The organism is Caulobacter henricii, from assembly GCF_001414055.1.
Classification (GTDB): Bacteria; Pseudomonadota; Alphaproteobacteria; order Caulobacterales; family Caulobacteraceae; genus Caulobacter; species Caulobacter henricii.
This window is the reverse complement of record NZ_CP013002.1, coordinates 2,495,013-2,516,707: the sequence shown is the minus strand read 5'-3', so window position 1 is coordinate 2,516,707 and position 21,695 is coordinate 2,495,013. Positions and strand designations below refer to the sequence as shown.

The 21,695-nt window shown below is 66.5% G+C and carries 23 protein-coding genes; 13 read left to right on the top strand and 10 right to left on the bottom strand.

Annotation, left to right across the window (positions count from 1 at the left end; all coding sequences use genetic code 11):
- Window positions 1-16: 16 nt before the first annotated feature.
- The gene (gene miaA, locus AQ619_RS11805) at window positions 17-901 is read right to left on the bottom strand and encodes a tRNA (adenosine(37)-N6)-dimethylallyltransferase MiaA (protein ID WP_166504347.1); all 885 of its coding nucleotides are present in this window, start codon (window positions 899-901) and stop codon (window positions 17-19) included.
- Between miaA and serB the strand changes: the two genes are divergently transcribed.
- Complete coding sequence (gene serB, locus AQ619_RS11800) at window positions 882-1,760, top strand: phosphoserine phosphatase SerB (RefSeq protein ID WP_062147661.1); 879 nt, start codon at window positions 882-884, stop codon at window positions 1,758-1,760. The genes miaA and serB overlap by 20 nt on opposite strands.
- Entirely contained in the window at window positions 1,757-2,422 is a 666-nt protein-coding gene (locus tag AQ619_RS11795) for an HAD family hydrolase (protein WP_062147658.1), read from the top strand. The genes serB and AQ619_RS11795 overlap by 4 nt, the downstream gene beginning before the upstream one ends.
- Before the next feature lie 12 nt (window positions 2,423-2,434).
- Here AQ619_RS11795 and AQ619_RS11790 read toward each other — a convergent pair whose 3' ends face one another.
- From AQ619_RS11790 to hflK, 3 genes are read right to left on the bottom strand one after another with little or no spacing between them, the layout of a single operon-like run.
- Entirely contained in the window at window positions 2,435-3,478 is a 1,044-nt protein-coding gene (locus AQ619_RS11790) for a purine-nucleoside phosphorylase (RefSeq protein ID WP_062147656.1), read from the bottom strand.
- Window positions 3,479-3,530: 52 nt separating this feature from the next.
- Complete coding sequence (hflC, locus tag AQ619_RS11785) at window positions 3,531-4,382, bottom strand: protease modulator HflC (RefSeq protein WP_062147654.1); 852 nt, start codon at window positions 4,380-4,382, stop codon at window positions 3,531-3,533.
- Window positions 4,379-5,467, bottom strand: coding sequence for an FtsH protease activity modulator HflK (hflK, locus tag AQ619_RS11780; protein ID WP_062147652.1), 1,089 nt, complete (start codon window positions 5,465-5,467; stop codon window positions 4,379-4,381). Before hflK ends, hflC begins: the two co-directional genes overlap by 4 nt.
- Before the next feature lie 122 nt (window positions 5,468-5,589).
- On the opposite strand from hflK, the gene AQ619_RS11775 reads away from it, so the two are divergent.
- A complete protein-coding gene (locus AQ619_RS11775) occupies window positions 5,590-6,684 on the top strand; it encodes an Mrp/NBP35 family ATP-binding protein (RefSeq protein WP_378109162.1) in 1,095 nt (364 codons plus the stop codon).
- A gap of 54 nt (window positions 6,685-6,738) precedes the next feature.
- Here the strand turns inward: AQ619_RS11775 and AQ619_RS11770 are convergent, their stop codons facing one another.
- Together AQ619_RS11770 and AQ619_RS11765 are read right to left on the bottom strand one after the other, a co-directional pair.
- Window positions 6,739-7,644 carry an SDR family NAD(P)-dependent oxidoreductase gene (locus AQ619_RS11770; RefSeq protein WP_062147648.1) on the bottom strand — a complete coding sequence of 302 codons (906 nt, stop codon included), beginning with the start codon at window positions 7,642-7,644 and terminating at the stop codon, window positions 6,739-6,741.
- 76 nt (window positions 7,645-7,720) lie between these two features.
- Window positions 7,721-7,996: a metal-sensitive transcriptional regulator gene (locus AQ619_RS11765; RefSeq protein ID WP_062151623.1), complete on the bottom strand. Its 276-nt coding sequence runs from the start codon at window positions 7,994-7,996 to the stop codon at window positions 7,721-7,723.
- 77 nt (window positions 7,997-8,073) lie between these two features.
- Between AQ619_RS11765 and AQ619_RS11760 the strand changes: the two genes are divergently transcribed.
- On the top strand, window positions 8,074-10,434 hold the full coding sequence (locus AQ619_RS11760; RefSeq protein ID WP_062147645.1) for a heavy metal translocating P-type ATPase: 2,361 nt from the start codon (window positions 8,074-8,076) through the stop codon (window positions 10,432-10,434).
- A gap of 64 nt (window positions 10,435-10,498) precedes the next feature.
- On the opposite strand, the gene AQ619_RS11755 is transcribed toward AQ619_RS11760, so the two are convergent.
- Genes AQ619_RS11755 through AQ619_RS11745 form a run of 3 tightly spaced genes read right to left on the bottom strand, consistent with a single transcriptional unit; the run spans window position 10,499 to window position 13,476 of the window.
- Window positions 10,499-11,503, bottom strand: a complete 1,005-nt coding sequence (locus tag AQ619_RS11755; protein WP_062147641.1) for an HlyD family secretion protein — start codon at window positions 11,501-11,503, stop codon at window positions 10,499-10,501.
- Window positions 11,504-11,521: 18 nt separating this feature from the next.
- Window positions 11,522-12,271, bottom strand: coding sequence for an ABC transporter ATP-binding protein (locus tag AQ619_RS11750; RefSeq protein ID WP_062147638.1), 750 nt, complete (start codon window positions 12,269-12,271; stop codon window positions 11,522-11,524).
- Entirely contained in the window at window positions 12,268-13,476 is a 1,209-nt protein-coding gene (locus AQ619_RS11745; protein ID WP_062147636.1) for an ABC transporter permease, read from the bottom strand. Before AQ619_RS11745 ends, AQ619_RS11750 begins: the two co-directional genes overlap by 4 nt.
- A gap of 257 nt (window positions 13,477-13,733) precedes the next feature.
- Here AQ619_RS11745 and AQ619_RS11740 point away from each other — a divergent pair, with 257 nt between their 5' ends.
- The 3 genes from AQ619_RS11740 to AQ619_RS11730 all read left to right on the top strand — a co-directional run bounded on the left by AQ619_RS11740 (window position 13,734) and on the right by AQ619_RS11730 (window position 16,139).
- Entirely contained in the window at window positions 13,734-15,014 is a 1,281-nt protein-coding gene (locus tag AQ619_RS11740) for a NupC/NupG family nucleoside CNT transporter (RefSeq protein WP_062147633.1), read from the top strand.
- A 16-nt stretch (window positions 15,015-15,030) separates the two neighbouring features.
- A complete protein-coding gene (locus AQ619_RS11735; RefSeq protein ID WP_236849464.1) occupies window positions 15,031-15,456 on the top strand; it encodes a bleomycin resistance protein in 426 nt (141 codons plus the stop codon).
- A gap of 65 nt (window positions 15,457-15,521) precedes the next feature.
- Complete coding sequence (locus AQ619_RS11730; protein ID WP_062147631.1) at window positions 15,522-16,139, top strand: glutathione S-transferase family protein; 618 nt, start codon at window positions 15,522-15,524, stop codon at window positions 16,137-16,139.
- Window positions 16,140-16,264: 125 nt separating this feature from the next.
- Here the strand turns inward: AQ619_RS11730 and AQ619_RS11725 are convergent, their stop codons facing one another.
- Window positions 16,265-16,717, bottom strand: a complete 453-nt coding sequence (locus tag AQ619_RS11725; protein ID WP_062147628.1) for a PaaI family thioesterase — start codon at window positions 16,715-16,717, stop codon at window positions 16,265-16,267.
- 102 nt (window positions 16,718-16,819) lie between these two features.
- Between AQ619_RS11725 and AQ619_RS11720 the strand changes: the two genes are divergently transcribed.
- From AQ619_RS11720 to AQ619_RS11695, 6 genes are all read left to right on the top strand, one after another.
- Window positions 16,820-17,122, top strand: a complete 303-nt coding sequence (locus AQ619_RS11720; RefSeq protein ID WP_062151617.1) for a DUF3253 domain-containing protein — start codon at window positions 16,820-16,822, stop codon at window positions 17,120-17,122.
- A gap of 209 nt (window positions 17,123-17,331) precedes the next feature.
- Window positions 17,332-17,964 carry a glutathione S-transferase family protein gene (locus AQ619_RS11715; protein WP_062147625.1) on the top strand — a complete coding sequence of 211 codons (633 nt, stop codon included), beginning with the start codon at window positions 17,332-17,334 and terminating at the stop codon, window positions 17,962-17,964.
- 34 nt (window positions 17,965-17,998) lie between these two features.
- The gene (locus AQ619_RS11710) at window positions 17,999-18,913 is read left to right on the top strand and encodes a S1/P1 nuclease (protein ID WP_062147622.1); all 915 of its coding nucleotides are present in this window, start codon (window positions 17,999-18,001) and stop codon (window positions 18,911-18,913) included.
- A 44-nt stretch (window positions 18,914-18,957) separates the two neighbouring features.
- The gene (locus AQ619_RS11705; RefSeq protein WP_062147619.1) at window positions 18,958-19,539 is read left to right on the top strand and encodes a uracil-DNA glycosylase family protein; all 582 of its coding nucleotides are present in this window, start codon (window positions 18,958-18,960) and stop codon (window positions 19,537-19,539) included.
- Window positions 19,536-20,573 carry an alpha/beta hydrolase gene (locus AQ619_RS11700; RefSeq protein ID WP_062147616.1) on the top strand — a complete coding sequence of 346 codons (1,038 nt, stop codon included), beginning with the start codon at window positions 19,536-19,538 and terminating at the stop codon, window positions 20,571-20,573. Before AQ619_RS11705 ends, AQ619_RS11700 begins: the two co-directional genes overlap by 4 nt.
- A gap of 59 nt (window positions 20,574-20,632) precedes the next feature.
- Window positions 20,633-21,694: a Leu/Phe/Val dehydrogenase gene (locus AQ619_RS11695; RefSeq protein ID WP_062147613.1), complete on the top strand. Its 1,062-nt coding sequence runs from the start codon at window positions 20,633-20,635 to the stop codon at window positions 21,692-21,694.
- Window position 21,695: the final 1 nt, after the last annotated feature.

Sequence of the window (21,695 nt, the reverse complement as noted above, 5' to 3'; positions counted from 1 at the left end):
ATCGGCGGTTCGGCAACTAAACCCGCTGCCAGTCGGGAGTCTGGTTCCTGAACCAGGTCAACTGGCGCTTGGCATAGCGGCGGGTTTCCTGACGGGCCGCGTCCAGTGCTGCGTCCAGGCTGGTCTCCCCGCGCAGGTGGGCTGCCAGCTCGCGGTAGCCGAGGGCCTTGAGCGCGGGCAGGGCAGGGTTGAGGCCGCGGGCCTCCATGGCCGCAACCTCCTCCAGCGCTCCGTTCTGCACCATGACCCCAAGGCGGGCATCACAGCGGGCATAGAGGTCGGCGCGGGGCGGATCCAGGACCACACCCTTCCAGGTGCCGGGCGCCAGGGAGGGCCGGGTGTCGTTCTGCCATTCGGTCAGGGACCGGCCGGTGGCCACGGCGACGGCGTGGGCGCGCAGGAGCCGCTGGCGGTCGCCGATCTCGATCCGGTCGGCCGCTTCGGGATCAAGCTTGCGAAGGTCTTCCCGAAACTCTGCCTCGCCCTGGGCGGCATAGAGCAGGCCGGAGATTTCACGCTGGGTTTCCGAGACCGCCGGCACGTCGGCCAGGCCGTGGGTCAGGGCCCGGAAATAGAGGCCGGTGCCGCCGACGACGACGGCAGGCTTGCCGCGATGGTCTATGTCTCGAAGGGCGATCATGGCCGCTTCCAGCCACTTGCCGACCGACCAGGACTGGGCCGCGTCGACCGTGCCGAACAGATGGTGCGGAACCGCCGCGGCCTCATCGGGCGAGGGACCGGCGGTCAGGACGCGCAGGCCGGCATAGATCTGCATGGAGTCGGCATTGATGATCTCGCCGCCGATTTCCTGGGCCAGACGCAGGGCAAAGGCAGACTTGCCGCTTGCGGTCGGGCCGGCGATCAGCCAGATGCGGGGCGCGATGTCCAAGCTCTCCATGATCCCGACCGTCCTCACCGTGGTGGGGGCTGACCCCGCCGCATACGCTCAAGCCGTGTCGCGCGTCGAGGCGGCCCTGTCCACCCGTCCTGCGCCGCTGGGCCCTCTGGCCTGCGACTTCGTCTTCGACGGAGGCGACATCCCGGCACTGGAGGCGGCGCTCGTTGGCCTGCCGGTCGATATCGCCATCCAGCCGGTCGAGAACCGCCGGAAGCGCCTGCTGATCGCCGACATGGACTCGACCATCATCAATGTCGAGTGCCTGGACGAACTCGCCGACTTTGCGGGCGTCAAGGACAAGGTCTCCGAGATCACCGAGCGCGCCATGCGCGGCGAACTGGCCTTCGAGGGGGCTCTGCGGGAACGGGTCGGCATGCTGAGCGGCCTGTCGGTCGACGCCCTGCAGACCTGCTACGACGAGCGCGTACGGCTCAATCCCGGAGCCGAGACCCTGGTCAGGACCATGGCCGCCCACGGGGCCCGATGTGCCCTGGTCTCGGGCGGGTTCACGTTCTTCACCAGCCGGGTGGCCGAGGCTGCGGGGTTCCACCTCAACCGCGCCAATACCCTGATCGAAGAAGGCGGCAAGCTGACCGGACAGGTGGGCGACCCTATCCTGGGCAAGGAGGCCAAGCTGGCCGCCCTGCGGGAAGAAACCGCCGCCCTGGGCCTGACCCCCGCCGACGCTCTTGCCGTTGGCGACGGAGCCAATGACCTGGCGATGATCGAGGCTGCCGGTCTGGGCGTTGCCTATCGCGCCAAGCCCATCGTTGCCGCTCAGGCCCACGCCAAGGTCGATCACGCCGACCTCACCGCCTTACTCTACTTCCAGGGCTACAAGGCCTCGGAGTTCGTTGCATGAGCTTCCCGCGCCGCGTCGAGGCGGTGATCTTCGACATGGACGGGCTGCTGCTGGACACCGAGATCGTCTATCGCGCCGCCATGATCGAGGCCGGCTCGGTGTTCGGCGTGGTCTTCACCGGCGAGATCTATGCGTCAATGGTGGGCAAGACCAACCCCGAGAGCGCCATTCTGCTGCGCGAACTCTATGGCGAGGACTTTCCGATCCAGGCCTATTTCGAGCGCGTCTGGAGCGACGTCGAGGACCTGCTGGAAGCCGAAACCAAGTTGAAGGCCGGGGTGATCGAGATTCTCGACCATCTGGATGACCTGGGCCTGCCCTGCGCTATCGCCACGTCCAACGGCATGGTGTCGGTCGAAAAGTATCTGGGGCGCTTTGACCTGCTGAGCCGGTTCAACGCCGTGGTCGCCAACGCCGATGTCGTGCGTCACAAACCGCATCCTGATCCCTATCTGGAAGCCGCCCGCCGGCTGGGCGTCGATCCCGCCCACTGTCTGGCGCTGGAAGACTCCCATGCCGGCGTCCGCGCTGCCCACGCGGCGGGCATGATGACCGTGATGGTGCCCGACATCCTCGATCCCAATGAAGAGATGCATGACAAGTGCGTCCACATTGCAGACAGCCTGCATGTGGTGCTGGACCTGTTGAAGGCGTCGGTCTGAGTGTTTCGGGCTTCAGCGGCCGGCGGGAACGGCGTTCGCATAGCGCGACCAGTTTCCGGTCAGCTCTTCGACCACCACGCGGCCGATCTTGAAGGCCGCATCCAGCGCCGATTGCAGGGCCGGTACGCCGGTGTGGTCGCCCAGTAGATTGATCGCCGCGTCGCCGCCGGGCGGCGGGGTCGTGTAGTTGCTGGCGGTTCGCAGCACGAGCACTCTCGACGGATCGGCCCGACCGGCGCGGCCCAGGGCGTCGATGGCGGCCAGCACGCCCGTGTCTTCCATGCCCGTCATCACGAAGCCATCCTGATCGCCGGTCCAGTAATTGGCCCAGGCCTCATAGTGCTGGTTGAGGATCGCGCCGTGCCAGAAGGCCTGACCGCTGACCTCGTCGCCCTTGAGCACCGCCGGCGGCGTCTGGGCCCTGGGCAGGTCGACATAGGGTGCCCGCAGGGCCTTCAGGGCGGCGTTGTCCGGAATGGCAGAGCGCACGGTCAGATCGAAGGCCCAGTCCCTTAGGCCGGTATTGAGCTGAAACAGGTTGTAGTTCGGCCTGGCCGGGGCAGGGGTCTGGAAGGGTGCCTTGCGGTCGAACGGGATCTGGCCGGTGCTCCAGGCCTTGGGTGTTTCGCGCGGATCGATGGCATAGCCGAAGTCGCTGTCGATCACCGTGCCGATCCAGGCGGCGGAGCCCACGGACCCCTGGTTGGGATTGACCCCGGCAATGGCTGCTATCAGCCAGTAGCTTTTCGACAGGTCAAAGCGCGGATCCAGGCCAAGGGCCATGGTCGAGATCGCCGCGCGGTTGGTCCCCATACTGGTCGACAGCAGCAGGACCTTGCGGGTCGGATCATAGCGCAGGTCGCGAAAACCCGTTGGAAACGAGACCTTCTGAGGCATGAGGTCGGCCCAGGCCTGGAACTCGCCGGCCTTGTCACCGGTGTCCTCGCCAATCTCGAAGGCGGTGACCACCACGACCCGCACGTCCAGCGGGGCGGCGAACACGGGCGTCGCTGTCAGCCAGGCAAGCAGACAGGCCAGAAGGGCGTTGCGGCGCATGGGACCTTCCGGAAGGAAAAAGGGCCGCGAGAGACTCTCGCGGCCCTGGTTCTTACTGCGCTTGCGGTCCGCGCTGGAAGTACTTGAAGAAGGCGCTGTCGGGCGACAGCACCAGGGTGGCATCTCCCTTGCCAAGGGACGCCTCATAGGCCTGCATCGAACGATAGAAGGCCGCGAAATTGGGGTCGCGGCCGAAGCTGGAAGCGAAGAGCTCGGCGCGGCGAGCATCGCCTTCACCCCGGATCTTCTCGCCTTCTTCGGTAGCGGTGGCCACGATTTCGCGCTTCTGCTGCTCGCCGATAGCGCGAAGCTGGGCGGCTTCCTGCTGGCGAGCCGTCTGCATGCGCTCGAACACCGCTTTCTGGTTGGCTTCGGGCAGGTCGGCGCGACGGATGCGGACGTCGATGATCTGGACGCCCAGGTTCGAGGCCTTCACCTGTCGGCCGACCTCGTCACGAATGGCGGCCATGATCACGGCGCGCTTGCCGGCGATCACTTCCTCGGAATTTGCGCGGCCGATGGTCTGGCGCAGCGAGGCGTTGACGATGCGCTCCAGCCGGTCCTTGGCCTTGGTCTCGTCGCCCAGGGTCTTGTAGAACTGGCGCGGGTCGCTGATCCGGTAACGGACGAAGGCGTCGACCACCAGACGTTCCTGGTCGGCGGCGATGACCTCTTCCTGGTCGGCGTTCAGGGCGATGTTGCGGTTGTCGAACTTGACGACCCGATCCAGGAACGGCGCCTTCAGGTGCAGGCCTGGCGTGTGGACCACCCGGATCGGGTCGCCGAAGCGGATGACCAGGGCCTGATGGCGCTGGTCAACCTGGTAGACGGTGGAGCCCAGCAGCAGGAGTAGGGCACCGGCGGCGGCCCCGATGGCGGTGAGGTGGTTTTGCGGACGGATCATTGCACGTCTCCGTCGATGGACTTGACCACGGTGGCGTTCTTGGGACGGAAGGCGTCAGGCGGCAGGATCACCGGGGCGCTGGCACCCTTGCTGTCGATGATGACCTTGTTGGAATTGGCCAGTACGCGCTGCATGGTCTCGAGATAGAGGCGCTCGCGCGTCACCGCCGGGGCCAGTTTGTATTGGTCATAGATCTGGTTGAAGCGGGCCGCCTCACCGGCGGCCTCACGCACGACCTGCTCGCGATAACCCTTTGCCTGTTGCACGATCTGGGCGCTTTGGCCGCGGGCGACGTTGGCGGCGGACTGGGCGTTCTGGCTGGCGCGCTGGACATCGCGGAAGGCGTCGATCACCGGCGGCGGCGGCGTGGCCGTCTGGATCTGCACGCTTTCGACGAAGACCCCGGCATCATAGCGATCCAGGATCTGCTGCATCAGGCGTTCGGCCTCCAGCTGGAGCTGGCCGCGGCCCGTGGTCAGAATCGGCGTCAGGGCCGTCTTGCCGACCACTTCGCGCATGGCGCTCTCGCCGACCGCACGGATGACGCTGTCTGGATCGCGGACATTGAACAGATATTTTGGGGCGTCTGATACGCGCCATTGCACCGAGAAGGCGAGGTCGACGATGTTCTCGTCACTGGTCAGCATGAGCCGCTCTTCGCCGCCGTCGACACCCGAGCCGCCGATGTCGGTGGTGCGGATTTCGCTGACCGAGACCTTTTCGACGGCCTCGATCGGGAAGGGCAAGTGATAGCGCAGGCCTGGATTGGCGACGCGCGAATAGGCCCCGAAGGTACTGACCACGCCCTGCTGGTTAGGCTGGACGACATAGATCCCGGTCACCGCCCAGAGGGCCACGACGGCGCTGGCGGCCGTTGCGATGGCGCGAGGACGATCTGGTCCTTCGAAATAGCCGCGCACACGCGCCGTCAGCTCTTCGAGGACCTGATTCAGGTCGATCGGCGTCTGGGGGTCGCGGGGGCCGCCAGAGGGGCGGCGCGGGCCCGGGCGGGGGGCATCATCCTTGTCGCCGTTTGTCGGCGGTGAACCCCAGGGACCAGGGCCAGCATTGTCGTTCCACGGCATGGGCGGCGTTGTCTTCCCGTCGACTTTTGATTTTCAGCGGGGATTGTAAATCAAGCCCCACACGCGGATATGAGGACCCCCACTCCACATGGCAAGGCATTGACGTGACCGACGCCGCTTCCATCTCTTCCGACGCGGCCCGAGCGGCCCTGGATCGGGTCATTGATCCGGTCTCCGGCCAGGGCCTGGTGGCGGCTGGCCTGGTGCAGGGACTGGTGGTCCGCAATGGCCGCGCCGGTTTCATGCTTGAGGTTCCGGCGGCTAGTGCCGCTGCCTATGGGCCGGTTCGGACAGCCGCCGAAAAGGTCCTGGCCGATTTGCCGGGCATTGACGTCGCCCAGGTGGTCCTGACCGCCCAGGCCGCCGAGGGCGCGACGCGGGTGCGCAAGGGCGCGAGGGTCAGTGAAGATCCCCAAGCGCGCATGGTTCCGCCGCCCGAAGCCGAAAAGCCGGCTCATGTCCGCCACGTGATCGCCGTCGCCTCCGGCAAGGGTGGGGTGGGCAAGTCCACCGTCGCCACCAACCTGGCCTGTGCCTTCCACGCCATGGGCCTGAAGGTCGGTCTGCTGGACGCCGACATCTATGGCCCTTCCGGGCCGCGCATGATGGGCGTCAATGGCGAACCCAGCTTCGAGGACGGCAAGCTGCAGCCCCTGGAGGCTCACGGGATCAAGATCATGTCGATCGGCTTCATGGTCGACGAAGACAAGGCGATGATCTGGCGGGGACCCATGGCGTCGTCCGCCGTCCGTCAGATGATTCACGATGTGGCCTGGGGCTCCGAAGCAACGCCGCTGGATGTCCTGGTCGTCGACCTGCCGCCGGGCACCGGAGACGTTCAGCTGACCCTGGTCCAGAAGCTGCGCATCGATGGCGCGGTTCTGGTGACCACGCCGCAGGAGATCGCCCTGATTGACGCGCGCCGGGCGGCCATCATGTTCGGCAAGACCGCAACTCCGATCCTGGGCCTGATCGAGAACATGGCCTTTTTCGCCGACCCGACGACGGGTGCGCCGATCCCGATCTTCGGCACCGGCGGCGGCGTCGCCGAGGCCAAGGTACTCGGTGTGCCAGTTCTGGCGGAAGTTCCTATCGAGCTTGCCGTCCGTGAAGGCGGCGATGGCGGCGTACCGGTGGTGCTGGGCAAGCCGGAGAGTGCTGCGGCCCGGGCCTTCACTGGCGCAGCCAAGGCCTTGTGGGTCCGGATCTCCGGATAAAAAACGGGGCCACTGGGGCCCCGTTTTCCTGTTTCGCTTTGGTGATGAGCTGCTCTAGCCGCCGGCCATCTTGCGGAAGAACTTCTGGCCCTGCTCGCCGCCGTTGAAATAGGCCTTCTGGCCGTCTTCGCCGGTGATCTGGTCCCAGTGGTCGCGGATGCCTTCGGCCGACAGGTCGCCGTCGCTGAGATAGACGCCTTCGGTCTCATAGATCCGCGACAGGGCAAACGCCCCGGCCCCGGCGGTCAGGATGGCACCGGTCGGCGCGTCTTCCGAGACCAGATAGACCACGCCCGGCGTCACGGCCTCGGGGGCCAGCTTGGCGAGCACTTCCGGCGGCATCAGGCCTTCGGTCATGCGGGTGGCGGCGACCGGGCTGATGGCGTTGATCTTGATGTTGTTCTTGGCACCTTCGAGCTTCAGCGTGTTCATCAGGCCGAGCACCGCCATCTTGGCCGCGCCATAGTTCGACTGGCCGAAATTGCCGTACATGCCCGACGATGAAGTTGTGACGACGATGCGGCCGTAGTTCTGGGCCTTCATGATGTCCCAGACGGCCTTGATCGGCTTGAAGGTGCCCCAGACGTGGACCTGCATGACCGCTTCGAAGTCGGCCAGTTCCATCTTGGTCAGGGTGCGGTCGCGCAGGATGCCGGCATTGGCGATCAGGATGTCGATCTGGCCCCAGGTCTCCATCGTGGTCTTGACCAGGTCGGCGACGCCGGCGTCGTCGGTCACCGAGGCCCCGTGGGCGATGGCTTCGCCGCCGAACGCCTTGATCTCCTCGACTACCTTCAGGGCCGCTTCGGACGAGCCGCCCGAGCCGTCGACGCTGCCGCCCAGATCATTGACGACCACCTTGGCGCCGCGACGGGCCAGTTCCAGGGCGTGCTGTCGACCCAGGCCACCACCCGCGCCCGTAACGATCGCCACCTTGCCGTCAAAACGGATGTCCGACATGCCCTAGTCTCCCTCAAACACGTGTTTGGTTTGGCGCGTTTGTGCGGCGCGGGAGGGGAGGCGTCAAGACGTCAGGTCAACGGCCGCTACGGGCAAGTACGGCGATCAGCTCGGCGACCTTCTCGCGCTGCGACTCCGGGTTGCCGCTCTGGATGGCGTGTTCCACGCAATGGGTGACGTGATCGCGCAGGATTTCCTCCTCCACCCGGCGCAGGGCGGCCTGGACCGCTGAGATCTGGGTGATCACGTCGATACAGTAGCGGTCGTCGTCGATCATCTTTGTGATCCCGCGTACCTGACCCTCAATGCGGTTCAGGCGTTTCATGGCGGAGGCCTTGGTGTCAGGCTGCATCGGATACCCCATGGGGGTACTTGATGATGTACCCTATGGGGGTATATAGCGGCACCAGCTCCTCAGGAGAAGTCCACATGTCCCCCCATGACCACGCCCCCTCTGGCAAGCCGCATGCCTGTTGCGGGGGCGGCGCTCCCGCAACGACGGTCGCCATGTCGCGCGATCCGGTCTGCGGGATGTCTGTCGACCCGGCGACGGTGAAGCACAGCGCCAGCCATGGCGGCGAGACCTACTGGTTCTGCTCGGCCGGGTGCGAGGCGAAGTTCGTGGCCGACCCCGAGCGTTACACCTTCGCACAGCCGGAGAAGGCCGAGGCCGCTCCGGCGGAGACGATCTATACCTGTCCGATGCACCCGCAGGTGCGCCAGGTCGGTCCCGGCGCCTGTCCCCTGTGCGGCATGGCCCTTGAGCCCGAAACTCCCACGCTGGACGCCGCGCCCAATGGCGAGTTGGGGGAGATGACCCGTCGCTTCTGGTTCGGATTGGTGCTGACGGCGCCGGTCTTCGTGCTGGACATGGGCGCACACCTGTTTGGCTTTATGCCGCCGTGGGGAGACCGCGCCAACGCTTTCATCCAGCTGGCACTGGCCTCGCCGGTGGTCCTCTGGGCTGGCTGGCCGTTCTTCCAGCGCGGTTGGGCGTCGATCCTGGCGCGCAGCCTCAACATGTTCACCCTGATCGCCCTGGGAACCGGCGCGGCCTATCTCTATTCGCTGGTCGCGACCCTGGCACCGGATCTGCTGCCCGCCAGCTTCAAGGGCCACCACGGACAGGCTCCGGTCTATTTCGAGGCTGCGGCGGTGATCACCGTCCTGGTGCTGCTGGGCCAGGTGCTGGAGTTGCGGGCGCGCGAGCGCACCGGTGGCGCCATTCGCGCCCTGCTGGACCTGGCCCCGCGCACAGCCCGGCGCATCGGTGCTGACAGTCAGGACACCGAGGTCGGCATCGACAGCATTCTGGTGGGCGACCGGCTGCGGGTCAGGCCGGGCGAGAAGATCCCCGTCGACGGTGTGGTGCTGGAAGGGCGTGGCCATGTCGACGAGGCCATGGTGACCGGCGAGTCGATGCCGGTGCTCAAGGAGCCGGGTTCTCTGCTGGTCGGCGGGGCGATCAACAAGAGCGGCGGCTTTGTCATGAAGGCCGAGCGGGTCGGGGCCGACACACTGCTGTCGCGGATCGTGGCCATGGTCGCCCTGGCCCAGCGGTCGCGCGCGCCGATCCAGCGGCTGGCCGACCGGGTCGCGGCCTGGTTCGTGCCCATCGTGCTCGCCGCCGCCGTCCTGGCCTTCGCCGCCTGGGCTCTGGTCGGGCCCCAGCCCCGCCTGGCCAACGCTCTGGTTGCGGCTGTGGGCGTGCTGATCATCGCCTGTCCCTGCGCCCTGGGCCTGGCGACGCCGATGTCGATCATGGTCGGGGTCGGGCGCGGTGCCCAGGCGGGTATCCTGCTGAAGGACGCCCGGGCACTGGAGCGCCTGGAACGCATTGACGTGCTGGTGGTCGACAAGACCGGCACGCTGACTGAAGGCCGGCCGGTCCTGAGCGCCATCGAACCTGTCGGCGTGCCTGAGGACGAGCTCCTGCGCCTGGCCGCCAGCCTGGAGCGCGGCAGTGAGCATCCGCTCGGCAAGGCCATCGTTGAGGCCGCCGAGACGCGCAAGCTGCCCCTGGCCGAGGTCGCCGACTTCGACTCGCCCGTGGGCCGCGGCGTGACCGGCCTGGTCGAGGGGCGCCGCGTCGCGATCGGAGCCGAGCCCTATATGGCCGAACTGAAGATCGCGGTCGGCGATCTGGCCAAGGGTGCTGATGCGCTGAGAAGCGAGGGGGCGACGGTGGTTTTCGTGGCCCTGGACGGCGTGGCCGCCGGGCTACTGGCGATCAAGGATCCTGTTCGCCCGTCCAGCCGCGCTGCAATCAAGGCCCTGAAGGACCGGGGCGTTCGCGTGCTGATGATGACAGGGGACAATCAGGTCACCGCCATGGCCGTGGCCCGCGCTCTGGGTATTGATGAGGTGGAGGCCGGGGTTCTGCCGGATCGCAAGGCCGAGGTCGTCAAGCGCCTCAAGGCCGAGGGCGCATCGGTCGCCATGGCAGGGGATGGCGTCAATGACGCCCCGGCCCTGGCCGTCGCCGATGTCGGCATCGCCATGGGCAGTGGCGCGGACGTGGCCATGGAGGCGGCTGGTGTGACCCTGCTGAATGGCGACCTGATGGGCGTTGTCCGGGCCCGCTCGCTGTCGCGGGCCGTGATGCGCAATATCCGGCAAAATCTGGCGTTTGCCTTTGTCTACAATGCCGCCGGCGTGCCGATTGCGGCCGGGTTGCTGTATCCCGCCTTCGGCCTGACCCTGACGCCGCAGCTGGCGGCCCTGGCCATGGCGCTCAGCTCGGTCAGCGTGATCGGCAATGCGCTGCGCCTGAGAGCGTGGAAGGCCTGAGCCGAAACGCAAGACGCCGGGCGGAGATCCGCCCGGCGTCTCTTTGGCTCTTGGCGTCGTTTGCCTAGTTCGGCTTGGTCATGCCGCCGCCGACGGGCGCGGTCGCCTTCGCGCGCTTCACGCCGGCCTTCTTGCCGGGCTTCATGAACTTGACCAGCACGCGCTGTCCGACCAGCAGCGGGGCACCGTCGGCGCTGACCACGACTTCGACCACGCGTTCGTCGCTGCGTTGGCTGGGGTCGTCGGAGGCCAGCTTGCGAGCGCCGTACACGGCGGCACGGCGCAGGACCTTGCCGACATAGACCTTGTCGGGATCACCTTCAGGCTGGATCTCGACTTCCTGGGCCACGGCGACATTGGGGATGTCAGCCTCGACGATCTCGGCGCGGACGATGCGCTGGGTGTCAGGCTCGAGGTCAAACATGTTGGACACGTTCAGCGTCGAGGCACCGGCACCGGGATTGGCGTAGCGGCGGGCGATACGGCCATTCATCGGCGCGCGGATCACGGTCAGTTCGAGGTTGTACTGCGCCTCGTTCTTGCGGGCGATGGCGGTGGCGATCTGGGCTTCCTGGGCGGCCAGGGTGGCGCGGGCATTGGCGATGGCGTCAGAGGCGGCATCCACACGCGTACCCGCCACGAAGTTGCTGGCGGTCAGCTTGCTGAGGCGGGCATGCTCGCGCTGGGCGGTGGCCAGTTGAACGCGGGTGGCGTTCTGGGAAGCGCGGGCCTGGGCGACCTCGGCATTGGCGCGTTCGACGGCCAGGCGGCCCTCGTCACTCTGCTGGCGAGCCAGGATCTGGTCCTTCACGACCACATCGCCTTCCTGGACATAGACGGCCTCGACCACGCCGCCGCGCCGCGCGGCAACCTGGATGATGCCGCCTTCGACATCAGCCTTGCCGTTAGCGATGGCCGCGTAGGGGGAGGGCTCCTCCATCTTGGCGGCGGCTTCGAGCTTCTTCTTTTTCTCGGCCGCTTGGCCCTTCATATAGACGAAGCCGCCGCCGCCGACGGCGAGCACGACGATGACGATCCAGAACATCGGGCGGCGCAGAAAGCCGAACATATCAGTTTCCCCAAAAGGTCAGTGGCTGAGCGGACCGGGATTGGCGTCGGGCGTTCTACGCACGTCGTCCAGGATCCGGCCGTCTTCGATGTGGATGACGCGGTCGGCATAGGCCTCCAACCGCGGGTCGTGGGTCACGCAGATCACCGCCGCGCCACGCTCGGTGGCGGCCGCGCGCAGCAGCTTGATGACAATTTCACCGCTCTTGCCGTCGAGGGCCGAGGTCGGTTCGTCGGCGAAGATCAGGTTCGGGTTCTTGGCCAGGGCGCGGGCGATGGCCACGCGCTGCTTCTCGCCGCCCGAAAGTTCCGAAGGCCGCTGATTGACGCGCGGGCCAAGGCCCACCGACTCCAGGGCGGCCTGGGCGCGGCGCGAGGCCTCGCCGGGACCGACGTTCTGGTACTTGAGAACGGTCATGACCTGTTGCTTGGCGGTGAGGGCCGGGAACAGGTTGAAGCCCTGGAAGATGAAGCCGCAGTGGTCCAGGCGGAAGCGGTCGATCTTGCCGGCCGACAGCGACCAGAGGTCATTGGCCTCCAGAGCGGTGACCTTGCCCTCGTCGGGCTTGAGCAGACCGGACAGGGCGGCCACGAGGGTCGACTTGCCTGAGCCGGAGGGGCCCATGACCATGGTCACGTCGCCATGCCTGGCGTCGAAATCCACGCCCTTGAGCACCTCGATAAAGGTCCGGCCGGTCTTGAACCGCTTGACCAGACCCTGGGCCGAGAGGGCGCTCTGGCCGCGCAGGTGGCTGTGATCATTGCTCATCGCAGCAGGTCCGCGGGCTGGCTGTTCTTCAGGATGCCCAGCGACAGGAAGCCGGAGAGCATGGCGATCAACACAAGGAAGACCGCGACGGTGATGATCAGGCTGGGCGGGAAATACATCGGCACGCCGCCGGCGCTGGCCAGCAGGGTGACCAGCCAGGTCAGTAGACCAGCGGCCCCGACCCCGACGATGCCGACCCAGAAGGACAGCTCCATGACGATGTTGCGCAGGTCGCCCATCGACACGCCGAGGGCGCGCAGGCTGGCGAATTCCTTGATATTGGCCATGATCGCGCCGCGCAGGGTTTGCCAAGTGATGGCCACGCCGATCAGAAGGCCCAGGAAGGCCGAGAAGCCCAGCATGATGCCGATGATCTGGTCATCCAGCATGGCGCTGGAGTTGGCGTCGGCCAGTTCCTGACGGGTCCAGGCGCGGAACTTGCCGTCGCCCTTCTTGTTGAGTTGCGCCGCCACGATTTCGGCACGAGCGGGATCCCGAATCTGGACCATCAGTGGGGCGACCCGAGGGCCGGTGTCCGCCTCGCCGAGCATCCGGAGGGTGTCGCGCGACATCACCAGGGTCGGCTGGATGATGTTGGGGTAGCCTGTGGTGACCACGGCGATTGTAATGGTCTTGCCGTTGTAGATCGCCTTGTCGCCCTTCTTGACGCCCAGGCGCTTCAGCGCGGTCTGGTCGACGGCCACGGCATAGGGTTGGCGCAAGGCCTCGACCATCGACTGGGTGTAGTCGGTCGGTACGGTGACATAGCCCGGGATAGCGTCGATCACGGTGACGTTGACGAACTCGGTCTTGCGACCACCGCCTTCTCCGCCGGCCTGCTTGCCGCCCTTGGCCGCGGCCTTGGTGCGGGCGTCGATCTTGGCCTGCTCCTCGGGAGACAGGATGTTCTGGAACCGGCCGCCGGACCCGTCGAGGGGCGCGACCTGGGTCACTTCAGGATGGCTGTAGACCAGCGGGATCATGCGCCGCGGCAAGCCGGACGGGCCGCCGAACAGCGCCTTGGCACCGGGGCCCAGCACCATAATGTCGGCGCGGGCCCGGTCGATCTGGGCGGTAAAGCCCTTGCCGATACCGACGAACATCCCGACCTGGGCCAGGACCAGCAGACCGGAGAACGCCAAGGCGACGACCGCCGCCATGTAGCGACGCCACTCATACAGCAATGTGGCCAAGGCCAGCGACATGCGAACAATGCTCCCCCAATCGAGAGTTGCAGCAATAGCGGTGATCGGCGAACGGCCAAGTTAAATCGGGGTAAGGCAAATCCTTGCCGCGATCGTCGCGGCCGGATCGCCGCGATGCCTTGGCGGCGGGCAGACGGCCTGCTCCTCGCGGCCGGTCTGGTGCAAGCCGCTTGCCTCTCACCGCATACTTGGTGTCAATCTCGCCCTCTGGCGGACGTCGCGGGGGCGTCGCCGAGTTCAAAGGTTCTTCTGTCTTGATGTTTCTTCCCGAGAACGTTCAAGCCCTCGCGGGTCTGGCGCTCACCCTCGGCCTCTGCTGGCTGGTCTCCGAAAACCGCAAGCGCTTTCCCTGGGTGCTGGCCATTGGTGCGATCGTCGTCCAGGTCGGACTCGTCCTGCTGCTGTTCGGGCTGCCCCAGGCCCAGGCCCTGCTGCGCGGCGTGAACGGCGCGGTTGAGGGTCTGTCGGCCTCGACCCAGGCCGGCACCATGTTCATCTTCGGATTCCTGGCGGGGGGCGACCAGCCCTATCCGGTCAGTAATCCGGGTTTGGGCTTCATCTTCGCCTTCCGTGTCCTACCGGTGATCCTGGTGGTCTGTGCCCTGTCGGCGCTGCTGTGGCACTGGAAGATCCTGAAGTGGGCCGCTCAGGGCTTCGGCTTCGTGTTCCAGAAGACCCTGGGTCTGCGCGGCCCGCCGGCCCTGGCCACCGCCGCCACGATTTTCATGGGCCAGATCGAGGGCCCGATCTTTATCCGCGCCTATCTCGACAAGCTGTCGCGGTCGGAACTGTTCATGCTGATCGCGGTCGGCATGGCCTGCGTCAGCGGCTCGACCATGGTGGCCTATGTCACCATTCTGGCTGATATCCTGCCCAATGCGGCCGCCCACGTCCTGACCGCCTCGATCATCTCGGCCCCGGCCGGGGTGCTGCTGGCCAGGATCATCGTGCCGGCCGATCCGCTGGAGAAGGTCTCCAGCCTGGATCTCAACATTGACGACAAGACCTATGGCAGCTCCATCGACGCCGTTATGAAGGGCACGACCGACGGCCTGCAGATCGCCCTGAACATCGGTGCCACCCTGATCGTGTTCGTGGCCCTGGCCACCATGGTCGACAAGGGCCTGGCTGCCCTGCCGGACGTCGGCGGCCAGCCGCTGAGCATCGCTCGCGGGCTCGGCGTGGTCTTCGCGCCCCTGGCCTGGTCGATGGGCATTCCGTGGGAAGAGTCCGGCACGGCCGGCGGCCTGCTCGGCGTCAAGCTGATCCTCACCGAGTTCACCGCCTTCATCCAGATGTCCCAGACGGGCGAGGCCCTGCTGGACGAGCGTACCCGGATGATCATGACATATGCCCTGTGCGGCTTTGCCAATATCGGCTCGGTCGGCATGAATGTGGCCGGTTTCAGCGTGCTGGTGCCCGAGCGCCGGCAGGAAGTGCTGGGCCTGGTCTGGAAGGCGATGATGGCCGGTTTCCTGGCGACCTGTCTGACCGGATCCCTGATCGGCCTGATGCCCCGGGCGCTGTTCGGGCTCTGATACCAGGCGTGATCAGGTGCTCGGGGAGCGCCTGATCACGCCTGTCATGGGGGGCAAGACCGTGTCGAATTTCATCCAGATCACGCCGTTCATGCACGTGCCCGAGCTTGAGCCGGCGCTGACCTTCTTCAACGACATCCTGGGGTTCAAGACCCACTACCGGACAGGTGACTATGCCTATGTCGAGCGGGAAGGAGCGGGTATCCGCATACTGGCCGGGCAGGGCGAGGACGGCGCTCCGCCGGGCAACCGCCGCTTCTGCTACTATGTCGATGTCCGCGACGTCGACGCCCTTTATGACGAACTGAAGCCGCGCCTCGACACCTTGCCGGCCGGAGACGTCCACGGCCCCGCCGACAAGCCCTATGGCCAGCGCGAGCTGCTGGTCGTGGCCCCGGACGGCAATCTGATCGCGTTCGGCCAGGCGATTACCGGCGTCTAGCGACCCGCTCTTTCCTTCCCCTGCGAAACTCGCTCATCCTCCGGTCAAAACGGGAGGACCTCGCCATGAAGCTCTATGACAGCCGCCGCGCCCCCAATCCGCGCCGTGTGCGCTGGTTCATGGCCGAGAAGGGCATCGAGGACATCGAGATCGTCGATGTCGACATCTTCGGCGGCCAGCATCGATCACCCGACTATCTCGCCAAGGCCGGCCTGCCCAATGTGCCGGCGCTGGAGATCGATGAGACCACCACCATCACCGAGTCGGTGGCCATCTGCCGCTATCTCGAGAGCCTCTATCCCGAGCCGAACCTGTTTGGCCGCGATGCCCGTGAGATCGCCGTGATCGAGATGTGGACGCGGCGTGCCGAGATGCTGCTGTCGACGCCGCTGATGATGGCCGTGCGTCACGGCCATCCGGCCTTGGCCGCCATCGAAACCCAGATCCCGGAAATTGCCGATACCAACCGCAAGGCCGCCGAGCGGGCGCTAAAGGTGTTCGATCGTCGCCTGGCCGAGAGCGAGTTCATCGCCGCCGATCGGGTGACCATCGCCGACATCCTGGCGGTCACGGGGATCGACTTTGCGCGGATGGTCAAGTTTAGGCCGGACGCGGAGCTGGTGAATGTGGGCCGGTGGCTTACGGCGATGATGGAGCGGCCGGCGGCGAAGGCGGGGGTTTAGCGAGATCCTCCCCCTCTGGGGGAGGTGGCCCAGAGGGCCGGAGGGGGCTAGCTCGGCTAAGGCCCCATTCGCCCCCTCAGTCGCTCCGCGATAGCTCCCCCAGAGGGGGAGCAGCTACCGAGGGTCTACCGGTTCCTGATCTTCTTGATCACGCCGGAAAAGCTCAGCATCGGCGAACTGCCGGTCGAGACCAGTCCGCGGACGAACAGCAGCGAGCCGCCGGCCTTGGTGACCTCGCCGGTGGCCGTCACCAGATCGCCGGGCCGGGCCGGGCCCATGAACTCGCCGTTCAGGCTGACGGTGACGGCATGCTGGCCCGCCAGTTCCTTCCAGGCGATGGCAAACAGCGAGAAGTCGGCGAAGGTCATCATGCAGCCGCCATGCATGAAGCCGCCGCCGTTCATGTGGCGGGTCTCGGCCAGGAAGGCGGTGGTCACCAGACCGGCGTCGTCTTCCTTGAAAAAGAAGGGGCCGGACTGGTCCTCGAACGGATCCAGACCTGACCAGGTGCGCCAGCCGGCCCAGTCGCCGCTCTCGACCAGTCGCGGCCCGCCGGGCGCGTCATTGCCACCATCCATCTGCTCATCCCCGCAAATTCGTCAGGCCTGAGCTAGAGCCGCGTCGATTGGCGCGCAAGCCGTCCCTCGCGTAAGGCGACGATCCGTGGCATGGAGCCGCCCATGACGACCCCGATCCAAGAGACCATTCTTTCCCAGCTGGCAGGCCTGCCGGAGGGAAAGTCCATCGACCCGATGAACGTCGCCAAGGCGGTGCAGCCCGAGCGCTGGCAGCAGATCCTGGGCCATGTGCGCACCAATGCCATCGAGTTGGCCCGCGCCGGGACCATCGTGATCCTGCGCCACAACAAGCCGGTCGATCCGGAAAAATTCCGCGGTGTTTATCGGCTGCGCACCCGCCTGCCGGGCGATCCGACCAGCTTTGAGACGGTGGTTGAGGATCAGGCTGAGGACGACGACGCCTAAGCCCCTGTCCGCTCTCCCCGGCGAAGGCCGGGGCCCAGACCGAACCCAGAGCGATTGCTGATCTGGTCAGCCGTATCTCGGATCATCCTCGGACGCTCAGGCTGAATCTGGACCCCGGCCTTCGCCGGGGAGAGCGGGCCCAAAATTGTAAGTCTTGAAACGAAACTCAATCGGTGAATTATGACCCCCAACAAAAGGGAGTTCACCGAATGATCATTCACGGCTCGTCGCTGTCGCCGTTCGTGCGCAAGACCATGGCCTTCGCTGCCGAGAAGGGCCTGACCTTCGAAAACAAGGTCGCCCGGCCCGGCTCGCCGGATCCTGAGTTTCTGGAGATCAGCCCGTTCAAGAAGATTCCGGGCTTTCAGGACGGCGACTTCAAGATCTCCGACTCCAGCGCCATCGTCACCTATCTGGAAGCGGCCTATCCCGAGCCCAGCCTGATCCCCGCTGAAGCCCGGGCGCGCGCCCGGACGATCTGGTTTGAGGAATTCGCCGACAGCATCTTCGTTGGTGCGGCTGGCAAGATCTTCTTCAACCTGGTTGTCGGACCGCGCTTCATGGGTGTCGAATCCGACATGGCGGCCGTCGAAAAGGCCACGGCGGAAGAGATGCCGCCGGTGATGGACTATCTGGAGAAAATTGCGCCCGAGAGCGGCTTCCTGATCGAGGACCGCCTGACCCTGGCCGACATCGCCGTGGCCAGTCCGTTCGTCAACCTGATGCATGCCGGCTTCGATTTCGGCCGCTGGCCCAAGGCCAAGGCCTGGGCTGACGGCGTGCTGGCGCGGCCGTCCTTCGCGACCGTGATCGCCAAGGAGCGGGGTTTCCTGGGCGGATAGTGTAGGGTCGGGTCTACCCTCGGGAGGACGCGGCATGAAAACGTGGCGAGCGACGACACTGGCAGTACTGTGCCTGGCGCTCGCCGCGCCTGCGCCGGCCCTGGCCTGGAACGACCAGGGCCACATGGCGACGGGCTACATCGCCTATGACACCCTGAAGGCCGAGCATCCGCAGGCCGTGACGGACATTCTGGCGATCATGCGCGACCATCCCGACCGGGCCCGGTTCGACCAGCAATTGGCGGGACTGAGTGGCCCAGCCCGGGAGCGGCGGCTGTTTGCCCTGATGGCGCGCTGGCCAGACGATATCCGCAACGGGCCCTTCGACCGGCCCGACTGGCACTACGCCCTGAAGCTGGTCACGCCCTGGGGGTGGGCCCTTCCGATCACGGTGGGCAAGGCCGACCAGGCCTTTGGATCGAATCTGGCCCTGGCCCGGGACAGGGGCGCGCCCAATGCCCAGCGCGCTGTCGCTCTGTGCTGGGTCATGCACATCGTCGGCGACATGCACCAGCCCCTGCACGGTGGGCATTGGCTATCGATGACCTTTCCCAAAAGCGACCGCGCCGGGTCCATCGCCTGGGTTCGTAAAAGCCCGGAGGCACCGCCAAACACCCTGCACGACACCTGGGACGGGATCGTCGATCGTCCTGGCTCGAGAGAGGTCGGCTCCGAAGCCCTGGCCCGCGAGATAGCGGCAATGCATCCGCGATCCACAGTTCCGCGCGACAACCATGACAGCCAGATGGCCTACCTGGGCTGGGTCACGCAAAGTCGTGTTCTGGCCAGGTCCCTGGCCTATGACGGTGGGCGGCTGCTGGCGGGACGCTCGCCCGACGACGCACCGCTGCTGTCAGAGTCCTATGTGGTCCGGGCCCGCAGCGTGTCTGAGGCTCGCGTCGCCTCGGCCGGCTATAGGCTGGCCGATCTGTTCTGGGCGGTTGGCTAGGGCTCGGCCTGTTCGCCCCACCCGCCGCTCAGACCTCGCCAGACATGCTCGACACCGTCCTCGCCGATATCGCCGCCTGTCGCGCCTGCGCGCCTTACCTGCCGCATGTGCCCCGGCCGGTGGTTCGGGTGCGACCCGAGACGCGCATCCTGATCTGCGGCCAGGCCCCGGGGCGACTCGTCCACGAGACCGGCCTGCCGTTCAACGACCCGTCCGGCGTGCGCCTGCGCCAGTGGATGGGGCTCGACCGCGAAACCTTCTATGGCCGGCCCGAGATCGGCGTTGCGGCCATGGCCTTCTGCTTTCCGGGGACCAATCCCAAGGGCGGTGACTATCCGCCGCCGCCGCGCTGCGCGGCGCTTTGGCGGCGGCAACTCCTGGAGCAGTTGCCGAAGGTCGAGCTGACCCTGCTGGTGGGCAGTTACGCCCAGGCCTGGGCGCTGGAGGAGCGGACCGGCAGGACCATGACCGAAACGGTCGCGGCCTGGCGAACCTTCGGGCCGACCATCCTGCCCTTGCCGCATCCCTCGTGGCGCAACACCGCCTGGCTCAAGCGCAATCCGTGGTTCGAGGCCGAGGTCACGCCCTATCTTCGCCAGCGCGTGGCGGGCATTCTGGCCGCATGAACCGCCGAAGCCTGATCCTCACCGCCTCCGCCGCCGCGCTGGGCGGCTGTACACCCCTGACCCAGAGGCTGGACCTGGGGCCGCTAGGGTTTCGCGGCCCGCGCTTCGAGGGCGAGGATTTCGTCAGTTTCGACGGCGCGCGGCTGGGTTTGCGAACCTGGCTGCCGGCTCAGGCTGAGCCTGAATGGGTGATCGTCGGGCTGCACGGCATGAACGACTATTCCAAGGCCTATCATCTGGCTGCCGAATGGTGGGCCGGGCAGGGGATCGCCACCTACGCCTTCGATGTGCGCGGCTTTGGCCGGTCGCCCGAGCGAGGGATCTGGGCACCGGTCGGGGTGGTGATCGAGGATGTGCGCACCTGCGTGGCCCTAGTTCGCGAGCGACATCCGGGCGCGAAGATCGCCTTGGCCGGCATCAGCATGGGCGGCGGACTGGCGATCGCCGCCATGACCGATCCCGAGCCGCCGCCCGTCGATCGCCTGCTGCTGTTCGCGCCCGCCGTCTGGGGCTGGTCCGAGCAGCCCCTGCCCAATCGGGCCAGTCTGTGGGTCAGCGCCCACATGGTGGGGGGCTGGGTGGTCGAGCCACCGGACTGGCTGGTGCGCAAGGTCATGCCCACGGACAATGTCGACGAACTGCGCCGCATGGGCAGGGACCCGCTAATGATCTGGGGCGCGCGCTCCGACACGATTTTCGGCCTGGTCGGCCTGATGGAGCAGGCCTGGCGCTCGACCGACAGGATCAAGGTCCCGACGGCCTGGTTCTATGGGGTCAATGACCACATCATTCCCAAGCAACCCACGATCGAGGCCGCAGCCAGGCTGAGCCCTCAACACCGCACGGCCTGCTATGCCAAAGGCTGGCACCTGTTGCTCGTCGACCGGCAGGCGGCGACCGTCTGGCGCGACGCCCAGAGCTTCCTGAACGACCCCGCCAAACCCTGGCCATCGGGCGCGCCGCCGATCCCGGCCAGCGTCAAGATCATGGAAGCCTTGGCTCAGACGTCACCGGAGAAGCCTTCGGGGTTGTGAGCGCAGGCCTGTCAGCGTACACCCCGGCGCATTCTTCTGTCTGAGGCGAGACCTGCGGCATGACCTTGTTCGATTCCCCCGATTTCGAGGGACATGAAGGCGTCCATACCTTCTTCGACGAAAAAACCGGTCTGAAGTCCATTATCGCCGTTCACTCGACCGTCCGGGGCCCCGCCGCAGGCGGCTGCCGCATGTGGGACTACACCAGCAGCCAGGCCGCCCTGACGGATGCTCTGCGCCTGTCGCGCGGCATGTCGTTCAAGAACGCCATGGCCGACCTCGACTTCGGCGGCGGCAAGGCCGTCATCATCGGTGACAGCCGCAGCCAGAAGACGCCGGAGCTGTTCGAGGCCTTCGGCCGCGCGGTCGACAGCCTGAACGGCCAGTACTGGACCGCCGAGGACGTCGGCGTCTCGCCGTCTGATCTGGAAAGCACCCGCAAGACCACTCGTTATGTCGCCGGCCTCGAAGGCCATGCGGCCGCCTCGGGCGACCCCTCGCCCGTCACTGCCGAGGGCGTGTTCCGGGGCGTCCGCCTTTGCGTCGAGCGCGCTCTGCAGCGCGATCTGACCGGTGTGCGCGTCGCCATCCAGGGGGTGGGCCATGTGGGGGCCTACCTGGCTGAGAAGCTGCATGCCGCCGGCGCGGTTCTGACCATCGCCGACGTCAACCAGACCGCTCTGAACGAGGTTGCCGCCAAGACCGGTGCCACCATCGTGCCGACCGACGCCATTTTTGATGTCGAGGCTGATGTCTTTGCGCCCTGCGCCCTGGGCGGTGCAATTTCCGCCGCGACCCTGCCGCGCCTGAAGGTCAAGGTCATCGCCGGCGGGGCCAACAACCAGCTGGCCGACGCCATGATCGGCCAGGCGGTGTTTGACCGCGGCCTCCTCTATGCGCCGGACTATGTCATCAATGGCGGCGGCATCATCAATGTCGCGGCCGAAATTCGCGCCCTCGAAGCGGGCGGCAGCTTTGACGGTCAGTGGGTTGCTACGAAGCTGGACCGCCTGGCCCAGACTCTGGGCGAGGTCATTGACCAGTCGATCGCTGAAAAGCGTCCGGCCAATCTCGTGGCCGACCAGATCGCCAGGGCACGCATCGCGGCCGCCCGGGGCTAGT

Coding starts and splice junctions, on each gene's coding strand:
- serB (WP_062147661.1), top strand. CDS start 882: ATGTCCAAGCTCTCCATGATCCCGACCGTCCTCACCGTGGTGGGGGCT.
- AQ619_RS11795 (WP_062147658.1), top strand. CDS start 1,757: ATGAGCTTCCCGCGCCGCGTCGAGGCGGTGATCTTCGACATGGACGGG.
- AQ619_RS11790 (WP_062147656.1), bottom strand. CDS start 3,478: ATGCGCCGCAACGCCCTTCTGGCCTGTCTGCTTGCCTGGCTGACAGCG.
- hflC (WP_062147654.1), bottom strand. CDS start 4,382: ATGATCCGTCCGCAAAACCACCTCACCGCCATCGGGGCCGCCGCCGGT.
- hflK (WP_062147652.1), bottom strand. CDS start 5,467: ATGCCGTGGAACGACAATGCTGGCCCTGGTCCCTGGGGTTCACCGCCG.
- AQ619_RS11770 (WP_062147648.1), bottom strand. CDS start 7,644: ATGTCGGACATCCGTTTTGACGGCAAGGTGGCGATCGTTACGGGCGCG.
- AQ619_RS11765 (WP_062151623.1), bottom strand. CDS start 7,996: ATGCAGCCTGACACCAAGGCCTCCGCCATGAAACGCCTGAACCGCATT.
- AQ619_RS11760 (WP_062147645.1), top strand. CDS start 8,074: ATGTCCCCCCATGACCACGCCCCCTCTGGCAAGCCGCATGCCTGTTGC.
- AQ619_RS11755 (WP_062147641.1), bottom strand. CDS start 11,503: ATGTTCGGCTTTCTGCGCCGCCCGATGTTCTGGATCGTCATCGTCGTG.
- AQ619_RS11750 (WP_062147638.1), bottom strand. CDS start 12,271: ATGAGCAATGATCACAGCCACCTGCGCGGCCAGAGCGCCCTCTCGGCC.
- AQ619_RS11745 (WP_062147636.1), bottom strand. CDS start 13,476: ATGTCGCTGGCCTTGGCCACATTGCTGTATGAGTGGCGTCGCTACATG.
- AQ619_RS11740 (WP_062147633.1), top strand. CDS start 13,734: ATGTTTCTTCCCGAGAACGTTCAAGCCCTCGCGGGTCTGGCGCTCACC.
- AQ619_RS11730 (WP_062147631.1), top strand. CDS start 15,522: ATGAAGCTCTATGACAGCCGCCGCGCCCCCAATCCGCGCCGTGTGCGC.
- AQ619_RS11725 (WP_062147628.1), bottom strand. CDS start 16,717: ATGGATGGTGGCAATGACGCGCCCGGCGGGCCGCGACTGGTCGAGAGC.
- AQ619_RS11720 (WP_062151617.1), top strand. CDS start 16,820: ATGACGACCCCGATCCAAGAGACCATTCTTTCCCAGCTGGCAGGCCTG.
- AQ619_RS11715 (WP_062147625.1), top strand. CDS start 17,332: ATGATCATTCACGGCTCGTCGCTGTCGCCGTTCGTGCGCAAGACCATG.
- AQ619_RS11710 (WP_062147622.1), top strand. CDS start 17,999: ATGAAAACGTGGCGAGCGACGACACTGGCAGTACTGTGCCTGGCGCTC.
- AQ619_RS11705 (WP_062147619.1), top strand. CDS start 18,958: ATGCTCGACACCGTCCTCGCCGATATCGCCGCCTGTCGCGCCTGCGCG.
- AQ619_RS11700 (WP_062147616.1), top strand. CDS start 19,536: ATGAACCGCCGAAGCCTGATCCTCACCGCCTCCGCCGCCGCGCTGGGC.
- AQ619_RS11695 (WP_062147613.1), top strand. CDS start 20,633: ATGACCTTGTTCGATTCCCCCGATTTCGAGGGACATGAAGGCGTCCAT.